Annotated in this window: 9 protein-coding genes; 4 read left to right on the top strand and 5 right to left on the bottom strand. The window is 68.4% G+C overall.

From position 1 onward, the window contains the following. Both PSR88_RS29705 and PSR88_RS29700 read right to left on the bottom strand, forming a co-directional pair. Window positions 1-534: a hypothetical protein gene (locus tag PSR88_RS29705; RefSeq protein ID WP_009479092.1), complete on the bottom strand. Its 534-nt coding sequence runs from the start codon at window positions 532-534 to the stop codon at window positions 1-3. Between the two features lie 79 nt (window positions 535-613). After that, a complete protein-coding gene (locus PSR88_RS29700; RefSeq protein ID WP_005255744.1) occupies window positions 614-1999 on the bottom strand; it encodes a cystathionine beta-synthase in 1386 nt (461 codons plus the stop codon). A gap of 135 nt (window positions 2000-2134) precedes the next feature. Between PSR88_RS29700 and PSR88_RS29695 the strand changes: the two genes are divergently transcribed. Next, a complete protein-coding gene (locus PSR88_RS29695; protein WP_009479091.1) occupies window positions 2135-3157 on the top strand; it encodes an SGNH/GDSL hydrolase family protein in 1023 nt (340 codons plus the stop codon). A 107-nt stretch (window positions 3158-3264) separates the two neighbouring features. Further along, entirely contained in the window at window positions 3265-4482 is a 1218-nt protein-coding gene (locus PSR88_RS29690; protein ID WP_009479090.1) for an acetyl-CoA C-acetyltransferase, read from the top strand. Between the two features lie 114 nt (window positions 4483-4596). Here the strand turns inward: PSR88_RS29690 and PSR88_RS29685 are convergent, their stop codons facing one another. From PSR88_RS29685 to PSR88_RS29675, 3 genes are all read right to left on the bottom strand, one after another. Continuing rightward, on the bottom strand, window positions 4597-5451 hold the full coding sequence (locus PSR88_RS29685; protein WP_029539503.1) for a Bax inhibitor-1/YccA family membrane protein: 855 nt from the start codon (window positions 5449-5451) through the stop codon (window positions 4597-4599). 163 nt (window positions 5452-5614) lie between these two features. Next, window positions 5615-6757, bottom strand: a complete 1143-nt coding sequence (locus tag PSR88_RS29680) for a class I SAM-dependent methyltransferase (protein WP_016883375.1) — start codon at window positions 6755-6757, stop codon at window positions 5615-5617. Between the two features lies 1 nt (window position 6758). Further along, complete coding sequence (locus tag PSR88_RS29675; protein WP_009479087.1) at window positions 6759-7466, bottom strand: nitroreductase; 708 nt, start codon at window positions 7464-7466, stop codon at window positions 6759-6761. Window positions 7467-7569: 103 nt separating this feature from the next. On the opposite strand from PSR88_RS29675, the gene PSR88_RS29670 reads away from it, so the two are divergent. Next, a complete protein-coding gene (locus PSR88_RS29670; RefSeq protein WP_016883376.1) occupies window positions 7570-11067 on the top strand; it encodes a serine/threonine-protein kinase in 3498 nt (1165 codons plus the stop codon). A gap of 199 nt (window positions 11068-11266) precedes the next feature. After that, the gene (locus tag PSR88_RS29665; RefSeq protein WP_016883377.1) at window positions 11267-12730 is read left to right on the top strand and encodes a catalase; all 1464 of its coding nucleotides are present in this window, start codon (window positions 11267-11269) and stop codon (window positions 12728-12730) included. Window positions 12731-12775: the final 45 nt, after the last annotated feature.

Below are 12775 nucleotides of genomic sequence, written 5' to 3'. Positions count from 1 at the left end.
CTAATTCTCCAGATACTCCGCGATCGCGAACGCCACGTCGAGCTTGGTCGCGTCGCTGACGGAGGGGTCGAGCGCGTTGACGATGATGCTGTGTTCCGGGGTGAGCAGCGCCATGGCTACGACGTCGAGGACCACCCCGCCGAACTCGGCGGACCGGGGGTCGGGGACGACGTTGGTTCCGTTCCGCATCTCGACGAGGACGGCAGGATCCGTCACCTGCGGCTTGACCGACGCGGTGATGGTGCTCATGACGTTGGTCGGCCCCTTGGACCACGAGCACGTCGGATCGGTCGATCCGGGCAGGACGGCCTCGGTGAGATGCGGCCGGTCCGACACCAGGCGGCCGAGTGCCTTCGTCAGCGCGGTGCAGTCCGCGGACGCCCCGGAAGGCGACGTGCCCGAGGACACCGAGTCGACGTCCGACGATCCCGACTGTGCGACCGCGGCACCCTCGATGCTGTTCCCGCACCCGGCGGCGGCGAACCCGAGCAGGACGGCCGGGACCACCAGAACACGACGCAGACGAACACCCACTGTGATTCCCCCTCACGGACACCGCGCCGGTACCCCGCTGTGCACGGTACGTTCCGTGCGCAGCGGGGACCAGTGTCGTCTAGGAACCGGCGCTGAGGAAACCGAGAAGGTCGTGGCGGGTGATGACCCCGGCGGGCTTGCCGTCGTCGACGACCATGAGCGCGTCGGTGTCGCCGAGCGCCTTGGTGGCGGCCGACACGGGCTCACCGGAACCGATGAGCGGGAACGGCTTGCTCATGTGCTTCTCCACCGGGTCGGCGAGGTGCGCGCGGCCCTCGAACACGGCACTGAGCAGGTCGCGCTCGGTGACGCTGCCCGCCACTTCACCGGCCATGACGGGCGGCTCCGCGCCGACGACGGGCATCTGGGACACCCCGTACTCGCGGAGGATCTCGATGGCGTCGCGCAGCGTCTCGGACGGGTGGGTGTGGACGAGGTCCGGGAGTTCGCCGGACTTGCCGCGCAGCACGTCGCCGACGGTCTTCTCGTCGGGCTTGCCGTCGAGCGGGGTGCGGAGGAATCCGTAGGACGCCATCCACTTGTCGTTGAAGATCTTCGACAGGTATCCGCGACCACCGTCGGGCAGCAGGACGACGATGACGGCGTCGGGGCCCTCGCGCTTGGCCACCTCGAGTGCGGCGACGACGGCCATGCCGCAGGAGCCACCGACCAGCAGGCCCTCTTCGCGGGCGAGACGTCGGGTCATCTCGAAGGAGTCGGCGTCGGACACGGCGATGATCTCGTCGGGGATGGACGGGTCGTAGGCGCTCGGCCAGAAGTCCTCGCCCACGCCCTCGACCAGGTACGGACGGCCGGTGCCACCCGAGTACACGGAACCCTCGGGGTCGGCGCCGATGACCTTGACCTTGCCGCCGGACACCTCCTTGAGATAGCGCCCGGTGCCGGTGATGGTGCCGCCGGTGCCGACGCCCGCCACGAAGTGGGTGATCTTGCCGTCGGTGTCGGCCCAGATCTCGGGGCCGGTGGTCTCGTAGTGGCTCTGCGGGCCGCCGGGGTTGGAGTACTGGTTGGGCTTCCAGCCGCCGGGAAGTTCGCGTGCGAGCCGGTCGGAGACGCTGTAGTAGCTGTCCGGGTGCTCGGGCGCGACCGCGGTCGGGCACACCACGACCTCGGCGCCGTAGGCCTTGAGGACGTTCCGCTTGTCTTCGCTGACCTTGTCGGGGCAGACGAACACGCACTTGTATCCGCGCTTCTGTGCGACCAGGGCGAGGCCGATCCCGGTGTTGCCGGACGTGGGCTCGACGATGGTCCCGCCCGGCTTCAGCTCACCGGACGCCTCCGCGGCGTCGATCATCTTGACCGCGATGCGGTCCTTCGAGCTTCCACCCGGGTTGAGGTATTCGATCTTGGCTGCAACGGTCCCGTGGTTCTCACCGATGACAGAAGAGAGCTTGACGAGAGGGGTGTTGCCGATCAGGTCGACGACGTGTTCCGCGATGCGCATGCCTCCATGCTCCCAGATGCCCTGATCCGATGCTCACAGACGTCCGGCACGGGGGCCCTGATCCGACTAGATTGGTGCGGACGCAGTCCGCTGGAACCCGTGAGATGAGCACCAGGTAGCGGAAAGGTGAGACCAGTGCCCAAGAGGACCTGGCAGACCGGAGTGAAGGCCGGCGCCGCGGCTGTCGTGGCAGGTTCGAGCGCAGGCACGCTGTCGTGGGCGGCGTACTCCTATCTGATGTCCCAGGCGACGGCGGCCCGCGGTGTGATCGGGCACAACGTCGCCAAGCCGCCGGAGGCCGACGGCGTCTACTCCCCCGGCGCTGCCGTCCCCGAACGCTGGCTGCGAACCACCCCGTATGACGTCCATCTGATGATCTTCGGCGACTCCACGGCCGCCGGGGTGGGATGCCTGTCGGCGGACGAAGTTCCCGGCGTGCAGATCGCGAGGCGCCTCGCGGACGAGACCGGCAAGCGGATCCGGCTGAGCACCAAGGCCATCGGCGGCGCCACGTCCCGCGGACTCAGCGGGCAGGTGGACGCGATGTTCGTGGCCGGACCGCCGCCGGACGCCGCGGTGATCCTGGTCGGAGCCAACGACGTCACATCGAAGAACTCGATTCGGGCGTCGGCGCGCAGACTCGGGGAGGCGGTGGAACGGCTCCGCGCCCACGACTGCGCGGTCGTCGTCGGAACGTGCCCCGACCTCGGGGTGGTGACCGCGATCCCCCAACCGCTGCGGACCGTCGTGCGGACGTGGGGGTTGCGCCTGGCCCGGGCGCAGGCGGCCGCGACCAGCGCGGCGGGCGGCCACCCGGTGGCGTTGGCCGACCTGCTGGCACCCGAGTTCCTCGCGGCGCCCGACCGGATGTTCTCCTCCGACCACTTCCACCCGTCCGCGGCGGGCTACGAATTGGCGGCGATCCAGATCGTGCCCGTTCTCGCGACTGCTCTGGGCATGTGGCACGGCGGCCCTCTGCCCGACCTGCCCGAGGTGTCGGAGGCCGCGGAATCACGCAAGCTGTCGACCCGAATGACCGCCTCGCTCAACCGTTTCCTGTGGCGACGCACTGCCCGGCGACGCTCGCCTGCCCGTCTCGACGAACTCCTCGCGATCGAGGAGGCGTCCGCGTCCCGGACGCGACGGGTCGCTGAGTGAGATGGCGATGCCCCCGGTGCTGCCCGGCAACGTAAGTTGTCGGGAAGGCCACAGAACGGGTGGTCTGCAACACAGTGCAGACCCCCGCAGTTGACAAAGGAGTTTTCATGCCCGAGGCAGTCATCGTCTCCGCAGTACGCTCACCGATCGGCCGAGCCATGAAGGGCTCGCTCAAGACCATCCGCCCGGATGATCTGACGACTCAGATGGTGGCCGCGGCGCTGGCGAAGATCCCCGAACTCGATCCCACCGAGATCGACGACCTGCTCCTCGGCTGCGGTCAGCCCGCCGGCCAGTCGGGGTTCAACATCGCCCGCGTCGTCGCGGTGGAACTGGGCTACGACTTCCTGCCCGGCGTCACCGTCAACCGCTACTGTTCCTCTTCGCTGCAGACCACCCGCATGGCACTGCACGCGATCAAGGCCGGCGAGGGCGACGTGTTCATTTCCGCCGGTGTCGAGTCGGTGTCCAGCTTCGTCACCGGCAACGCCGACGGCCTGCCGAACACCAAGAACCCTAGGTTCGCCGACGCCGAGGCGCGTACCGCGAAGCTCGCCGAGGGTGGCGTCGCCTGGACCGACCCACGCGAGGACGAGCAGATTCCCGACGTCTACATCGCGATGGGTCAGACCGCCGAGAACGTCGCCTCGGCCACCGGCATCACCCGTGAGGAGCAGGACCGCTGGGGCGTCCGATCCCAGAACCGCGCGGAGGAGGCCATCAAGAACGGCTTCTTCGAGCGGGAGATCACCCCGGTCACCCTCCCCGACGGCACCGTCGTGGCCGCCGACGACGGCCCCCGCGCCGGCACCACCTACGAGGGCATCAGTGGGCTCAAGCCGGTGTTCCGCCCGGATGGCACCGTCACCGCGGGCAACGCGTGCCCCCTCAACGACGGCGCCGCCGCGCTCGTCATCATGTCCGACACGAAGGCCAAGGCCCTCGGCCTGACGCCGCTGGCCCGCATCGTGTCCACCGGGGTGTCCGGACTGTCCCCCGAGATCATGGGGCTCGGCCCGATCGAGGCCGTCAAGAAGGCCCTCGCGATCGCGGGCAAGTCCATCTCCGACATCGACCTGTTCGAGATCAACGAGGCCTTCGCGGTCCAGGTTCTCGGATCGGCTCGCGAGCTGAAGATCGACGAGGACAAGCTGAACATCTCCGGGGGCGCCATCGCCCTCGGTCACCCGTTCGGCATGACCGGTGCCCGCATCACCAACACCCTGCTCAACAACCTGCGCGAGCAGGACAAGACGTTCGGGGTCGAGACCATGTGCGTCGGCGGCGGGCAGGGCATGGCGATGGTCCTCGAGCGCCTGAGCTAGGCCCTCCGGGCCCGTGAGTGGTTGACGAGTGCAGAGACTCGCTGACCACGCACGGGTGCGAAGCGCCAGAAGGCCCCCGAGAGCATGCTCTCGGGGGCCTTCTCTGTTGAACTGCTAGTCGCTGTTGAAGTAGCTCAGGAGTCGCAGGATCTCGACGTACAGCCACACGAGGGTGACGGTGAGTCCGAATGCGACGCCCCATGCGGCCTTCGCCGGCGCCTGGGCGCGGATCAGCTGGTCGGCGGCGTCGAAGTCCAGCAGGAAGCTGAACGCGGCGATGCCGATGCAGACGAGGCTGAAGATGATCGCCACGGGACCGCCGTCGCGGAGGCCGAGGCCACCTTCGGTGAAGAAGCTGGCGATCACGTTGCCGAGGGCGAGGACGACGACACCGATGAGGGCACCGATGATCATCCGGGTCAGGCGGGGCGTGACTCGGATCGCGCCCGTCTTGTAGACGACGAGCATGCCGAAGAACACACCGAACGTGCCGAGTACGGCCTGGCCGATGAGCGCCGCTCCGCCGACTCCGCCGAACGTGATGTCGGTGAACATGAACGACAGGGCGCCGAGGAACAGGCCCTCCGCCACCGCGTAGGCGAGGACGATGCCCGGGTTGTCCATCTTGCGGCCGAACGTGGCCACCAGGACCAGCACGAGACCGACGAGGCCACCGCCGATGACCAACGGGCTCGCGAGGTTCGCGTTGTTGCTCACCAGGAAGTAGGAGATGATCGCCGACACCGTGAGCACGCCGAGCGTGACACCCGTCTTGGTGACGACGTCGTCGATGGTCATCGAACGGTAGTCGGGGCCCGTCCGGTAGGGCTCGGCCTGCGTGTACTGGGGCTGGCCGAACTGCTGCGTGACCTGCGCTGCGCCGGCCGTCGTAGATCCGAACGAGGCGTATCCGCCGCTGCCCTCTTGTTTGGGCAGGTTGCGGAACACCGGGTTACTGGTGGTGCGCACCGTGCACATCCCTTCTCGTGGCTCGCCGGGTGGATCCGGGTTTCTTGTACGTTGAACGTCCCGCACCCACCGCAAGTTCCCGTTCGTCGCTTTCGGGTCGGACAATTCGGACTCTACCGGTGCCGTGGGGACACCCGCCAGACGAGGCGGGTCGGCGTGGCGGTCAGGCCACCGATCGGGTGACGGTGAATTTGGGATTCCGCCCGACGACGTCCGTCGGGCCGACGAGCCGCTGCAATCGGCCCCGGTACCCGAGATGCGAGTTGTACACGGTCCACAGCTCGCCGCCGGGCCGGAGCACCCGTCCGGCTTCGGCGAACATCTTCGACGCGCCGCCGGTGTGGACGGCCGCGCCGACGTGGAACGGCGGGTTGCACAGGACGACGTCCTGGCTGTCGGTGGCGAGGGTGGACATGGCGTCGTCGCGCAGCGTGCTGACCTGTCCGTCGAGTCCGTTGGCGCGGGCGGTGGCGGCCGCCGATGCCACCGCGGCCGACGACTGGTCGGTGGCGATCACCGACACGTCCGGGAGGAGCCGGGCGAGGCTGACGGCGAGAATGCCCGTTCCGCACCCGAGGTCGACTGCGGCCCGCGCGCCGGGGTTCACGCGGGGAAGGAAGTCGAGGAGGTACCGGGTTCCGATGTCCAGCTTGGGGCCGGCGAACGCGGCCCCGTACGAGACGACGTCCAGCCCGATCTCGGCGAGATGATCGGTGACGGGATACGTCTGCTGCGCTACCTCCACCGGGCCGCGTGCGATCAGCACCCGTGACTTCTGCCTGCCGAGGGTCGCGCGGACGTCGGAGAACGAACGCCCGAGCACGTCGTTCATGGCGGTGGAGATGTGCTTGTTGCGTCCGCCCGCGTAGACGACGACGGACGGGTCGGCGTGACGGGCGATCGCCTCGGCGACCTCGGTCAGTTCGCCGAGGCTCCGCGGCAACTGCATCAGCACGACCGTCGCGCCCGCGAGGAGCTCCTCACCGAGCGCGCACGCCCGGTAGCGGTCGGCGAGCCCGACCGTCGCGGCGTTGGCGGCGAGCGCCAGTTCGCCGGTCAGCGGGTCCTGGTGCACGCGGATCCCGGTGGCGCCGTGCGCCGCCGCGGCGCCGAGGGTGAGCGCACCGTAGTGGTCGCCGATCACGGCGAGCGTCCCGGCAAGTGCCGCCGACAGCGCAGCCGCGGCCTCGTCGAGGATCAGCCGATCTGCGGCGTCGACGGCCGTCAGGTTGGGGGCCTCGACGTCGGGACGGCGACGGAGGCGGGCGAACAGGGCGTCCCGGTCGAACACTTCGGAGTCGAGCACGTTACTGCGACACCCACTGCGCGACGTTGGCGACGGGTTCCCGGTGGGTGCGGAATCCGTTGACGGGGTTCTCCATGTCGGGGTAGCCGAACGAGATCGCGCAGACCACCCGGCGGTCCTCGTCGAGCGAGAAGAAGTCGTGGATGAACCGGGAACTTCCGGCGACGGCGGCCTGCGGGATGGACGCGACTCCGAGGCTCTGCGCGGCGAGGAGGAACGTCTCGACATACAGGCCGCAGTCGACGGCGCCGTAGGTGCCGAGTGCTTCGTGAGTGGTGACGATCGCGACGTGCGGCGCGCCGAACAGGTCGAAGTTCTTCATCGTCTGCTCTGCGGACGCGGCCCGGTCTCCGGGGGCGATGCCGACGCTGGCGTAGAGCTGCATGGCACAGTCCCGGCGGCGTTGCTTGTGCTCGCCCACGTATTCGCGGGGCCACTCGAAGTCGGACTCCTGCGGGTGGGTGCGGACGTACTCCGCCAGCCCGGAACGGAACCGGTCGGTCCCCTCCCCCTCGGTGATCGCGACCTGCCACGGCTGCGTGTTGCACCACGACGGTGTCTGCTGGGCGAGCTCGAGGATCCGCTCGATCACGTCGCGCGGCACCTGCGTCGGTAGGTAAGCCCTGCAACTGATCCGCGCGTCGAGGAGCTGGGCCAGGGTCTGCTCGGCCAGGCTCGTGTCCGCTGCCGCAATACCGGTATCCGTCACCGTCGAATTCTCCTCGGGTCTACTCGTTCTCGAACACCGCTCTCTGTGTCGTGCGACCGCGATATGCTGGCGTCAGCGCACCGAGAAGGTGATTTCATTGAGTGTGCCACGACACCCGGAAAGCAGTTCCGGGCCGACCGACTCGGATCCGCAGGCTACCAAGCGGATCGTCGTGACCGACATCGTCGCGGAGCTGTCGTCGGAAGGATTCGACGACGCCCGCGAGATCGGCCGGGGAGGGTTCGGGGTCGTCTACCGCTGCCTCCAGACCGCGCTCGACCGCACGGTCGCGATCAAGGTGCTGTCCTCCGATCTGGACGGTGAGGACCGCGAACGCTTCCTGCGGGAACAACGTGCGATGGGAAAATTGTCGGGGCATCCGCACGTGGTCGACATCCTGCAGTCCGGGGTGACGCGCAGCGGCAGGCCGTACATCGTGATGCCCTACCACTCGCGCAATTCGCTCGACGCCTGGATTCGCCGTGAAGGGCCGCTGCCGTGGAGTGAAACGCTGCGCGTCGGCGTGAAGCTGGCGGGCGCCCTGGAGACGGCGCACCGGCTCGGCACGCTGCACCGCGACGTGAAGCCGGCGAACATCCTGCTCACCGGGTACGGCGAGCCGCAGCTCACGGACTTCGGCATCGCGCGGGTCACGGGCGGGTTCGAGACCACGTCGAGCATGATCACCGGTTCGCCCGCGTTCACGGCGCCGGAGGTCCTCCGGGGCGACGCACCGTCCGCGGCTTCCGATGTGTACAGCCTGGGCGCCGCCCTGTTCTGCCTGCTCACTGGGCATGCCGCGTTCGAGCGGCGGAGCGGGGAGCGGCTCGTCGCGCAGTTCCTCCGCATCGCCACTCAACCCGTTCCGGACCTGCGGGGCGAGGACATTCCCGACGACGTGTGCTCGGCCATCGAGCGCGCCATGTCCGAGGAACCGACCGACCGCCCGGCTTCGGCCGCGGAGTTCGGGCAGGAACTCCGCGACATCGAGCGCAGGCACGGGCTCGATGTCGACGAGATGGCGCTCCCCGCCGCGGCCGACGAGTTTCCGCGCACCGAGCACACGTCGGCACCGACCGCGCAGTCCTCGACATCCGGGCACAGTCGCAGCTACCGCCGGCGGTCGGGTGCCACCCCGCCGAGCGCCGCGGCCCGCTTCCGGCCGCCGACCCCGATGCGGGCCCTGGTGGAGCGCACCCGTCTGCTGGATCTGCTCCGAATGGGTCAACGGAGGCGGTTGACGCTCATCCACGCGCCCGCCGGCTTCGGGAAGAGCACGGTGGCGGCCCAGTGGCGCGACGTGCTGATCGAGGACGGCGCCGCGGTCGCCTGGCTGACGGTGGACAACGACGACAACAACGTCGTGTGGTTCCTGTCCCACCTCGTCGAGGCGATCCGCCGGGCCGATCCGACCTTGGCGGACGAGCTGGGGCAGGCGCTCGACGAGAACGGCGCCGAAGCGGAACGGTATGTGCTGACCTCGCTGGTGAATCAGGTCCACGACAGCAGGCGTCACGTGGTGGTGATGATCGACGACTGGCATCGCGTCACGTCGCCGGACACGATCGCCGCGATGGACTTCATCCTGGAGAACGGCTGCCACCACCTGCAGATGGTGGTCAGCAGCCGAAGCCAGGCGGGGCTTCCGCTGGCCAAGATGCGGGTGCGTGATGAACTCGTCGAAATCGATTCCGTGGCTTTGCGTTTCGACATCACCGAGTCGCAGAGATTCTTGGTCGACCTCGGCGGACTGCACCTGGAGGATTCCGACGTGGAGGCGCTGGAGGAGACCACGGACGGGTGGGTGGCGGCGCTGCAACTGGCGTCGCTGTCGCTGCGTGATCGCGCCGATCCCGGCGATCTCATCCGGCACATGTCGGGCCGCCACCACGCGATCGGGGAGTACCTGGCGGAGAACGTGCTGAGCACCCTCGAGCCTGCGCTGCTCGACTTCATGCTGGCCACGTCCGTCACCGAGCGGGTCTGCGGTGACCTCGCCTGCGTGCTGGCGAACGTGACCCGCGGTCAGGCCCTGCTCGAGCAGGTCGAATCGCGCGACCTGTTCCTGCGCAGCCTCGACGAGGACAGGGAGTGGTTCGAGTACCACCACCTGTTCGCCGAGTACCTCCGACGGCGGCTCGAACGCGATCATCCGTCGCGCATCGCGGACCTGCACCGTGCGGCCGCGCACTGGTTCGCCGACCACCACTACGTCAGCGACGCAGTGGATCACGCGTTGGCGGCGGGCGATCGCGACGTGGCCGTCGCGGTGGTCGAGGAGCAGGGCATGTACCTGGTGGAGCACTCGCGGATGGTCGCGCTGCTCGGCCTCGTCGACAAGTTGCCGCGGCCGCTGGTCGAATCCAGTCCCCGCATCCAGATCGCGGTCGCGTGGGCGAACATCCTCCTGCAACGGGTGGCGCCGACGCTGCGGTCGCTGTCGCTGGTCGCGTCGGCCCTCGAGTCCTCGACGCTGAGCGACACCGAGCAGGCGGACATCCGCGTGGAGGCCGACATCGTCCGCGCCGTGATCGCGGTGTCGTCCGATCGCATCGCCGGCGTCCCCGACCTCATCGCCGAATGCCTGGCCCGACCGGAAACCCTACGCGCGTGGGTGGTTTCGGCGGGGTCGAATCTCGCCTCCGCAGTCGCGATCGCCCAATTCGATTTCGTGGAGGCACGCCGACTGCAGGACTGGGCGACCGGGTACCACCAGCGGACTGTCGGACCGTTCAGCAGGATGTACGGGTACAGCTTCGCCGGCATCGCCGCGATGGAACAACTCGACATCGCCGCGGCCGAGGACAACTTCCGGCTGGCCGTGCAGACCGCGACGAAGTTGGCAGGCACCCATTCTCATGCCGCACGACTCGCAGGCGCACTCCTCGGCGAGCTGATGTACGAACTGGGCCATCTCGACGAGGCCGAACGACTCCTCGACGAGAGTTACGAGCTCGGACCCGAGGGCGGCATCGTCGATTTCATGATCGCGCGCTTCGTCACGGGCGCGCGGTTGAAGGCAAGTCGTGGCGATCTCGCGTCCGCTGCCCGCCACCTCGACGAGGGTGCGTCCGCGGCGGCGTCGCTGGGACTCCCGCGGCTGCGGGCCCGGGTCGAGAACGAACGGGTCCGGCTCGGCCTGCCCGCGTCACCTCAGCCGCCGGCCGGTGACGGGAAGGCGACCCGGATTCCCGATTTCGGTTTCGCCGAGATCGTCGCGCAGCTCGACGCCGCCACCGAGATCCGGAAGCAGTCGGCCGTCGAGCCCGACGTCGCGTGTCGCCGCGCCGAGGAATGGGTGCGCCGGGTCGAACGGGAGAGCCGGCCGAGGGCGGCCATGCAGGCCAGTCGCCTGCTCGTCGCATGCCTGGTCGCGGCGGGCCGGGTCGACGAGGCCAAGCCGGTACTGGCGTCCATCGCCGCGACGTGTGCACGAATCGGCTTCGTGCGCTACCTGATCGACGGCGGGCCGCGCATGGTGCCCGCGCTGACGGCCCTCCTCGAGGACAGGCGGGCCGGCCGCTGGCAGTCCGACTGGCCGGATGTTCCGGAAGAGTTCCTGGTTGCGGCGCTGGAGACGGCGACCCCGATCGAAAGTTAGCCCGCGCTTTCTTGACTAATTCAAGAAACGGTGGTGCAGTGTGACCGTGCACACACGCGAGGGCGGGAGGCGACCACCACCACGTCGCACGCCGTGAGTGTGTTCGATCCGCCACGTCGACCGCTCGTCGGCGAAGCCTCCTGCCCGACAGCCAGTTCCAGAAAACCCAGAGCGACAGCCAGCAACGAAGGGATCCACTGTGAGCCGAGAGACCACTGCGAACACCAGCGACAAGCTCACCACGGCCGTAGGCGCACCCGTCCCCGACAACCAGAACGTCGTGACCGCCGGGCCCCGCGGGCCGCAGTTGCTGCAGGACGTCTGGTTCCTCGAGAAGCTCGCACATTTCGACCGCGAGGTCATTCCGGAACGCCGCATGCACGCCAAGGGTTCCGGGGCGTACGGAACGTTCACCGTCACGAACGACATCACCCGGTACACCAGCGCGAAGATCTTCTCCGAGGTCGGCAAGAAGACCGAGTTGTTCGCCCGCTTCTCCACCGTCGCCGGTGAGCGCGGCGCCGCCGACGCCGAGCGCGACATCCGCGGCTTCGCAGTCAAGTTCTATACCGAGGAAGGCAACTGGGACCTCGTCGGCAACAACACCCCGGTCTTCTTCTTCCGCGACCCGCTGAAGTTCCCCGACCTCAACCACGCCGTCAAGCGCGACCCCCGAACGAATCTCCGCAGTCCCGACAACAATTGGGACTTCTGGACGTCGCTGCCCGAGTCGCTGCACCAGGTCACCATCGTGATGAGTGACCGCGGCATCCCCTCGTCGTACCGGCACATGCACGGATTCGGTTCGCACACCTTCAGTTTCATCAACGCCGCGGGCGAACGCTTCTGGGTGAAGTTCCACCACCGCGTGCAGCAGGGTGTCGAAAACCTCACCGACGCCGAGGCCGAGGCCCTGGTCGGCGCCGACCGCGAGAGCCACCAGCGGGACCTCTTCGACGCCATCGAGGCCGGCAATTTCCCGAAGTGGAAGCTGTGCGTGCAGATCATGCCCGAGGCCGACGCCGACACGGTCCCCTACCACCCGTTCGACCTGACGAAGGTGTGGCCGAAGGCCGACTACCCGCTCATCGAGGTCGGCGAATGGGAACTCAACCGCAACCCCGACAACTACTTCGCCGAGGTCGAGCAGGCGGCGTTCAACCCGGCGCACGTCGTGCCCGGCATCAGCTTCTCCCCGGACAAGATGCTCCAGGGCCGGTTGTTTTCCTACGGTGACGCGCAGCGCTACCGCCTCGGTGTGAACAACTACCAGATCCCGGTCAATGCGGCCCGGTGCCCGGTGAGCAACTTCCACCGCGACGGTGCCATGCGGGTCGACGGCAACAACGGTGGCACCCTGCACTACGAACCGAACAGCTACGGCAAGTGGCAGGAGCAGAGCCGGTACCGCGATCCCGCGCAGGGCGTGGGCGCGTTCGCCGACCGGTTCAACTTCCGTGAGGACGACGACGACTACTTCTCGCAGCCGCGCGTGTTGTTCAACAACATGAGCGACGAGCAGAAGCAGGTGTTGTTCGAGAACACCGCGCGGGCCATCAACGGCGCGTCGCAGCAGGTCGTGCAGCGGCACATCGACAACTGCACCCAGTGTGACCCGGCCTACGGCGAGGGCGTCGCGAAGGCGATCTCCGCGCTGGGCTGAGAACACCCGGGTCCGCCCGGTCCGGGATCGTCCCGGACCGGGCGG

The organism is Rhodococcus sp. DK176 (genome assembly GCF_038447315.2).
GTDB lineage: Bacteria > Actinomycetota > Actinomycetes > Mycobacteriales > Mycobacteriaceae > Rhodococcus_F > Rhodococcus_F jostii_A.
This window is presented reverse-complemented; position numbering and strand designations above follow the sequence as displayed.

What these genes read in the sequence shown, in the direction of transcription:
- PSR88_RS29700 (WP_005255744.1), bottom strand. Translation starts at nt 1,999, where the DNA reads ATGCGCATCGCGGAACACGTCGTCGACCTGATCGGCAACACCCCTCTC.
- PSR88_RS29690 (WP_009479090.1), top strand. Translation starts at nt 3,265, where the DNA reads ATGCCCGAGGCAGTCATCGTCTCCGCAGTACGCTCACCGATCGGCCGA.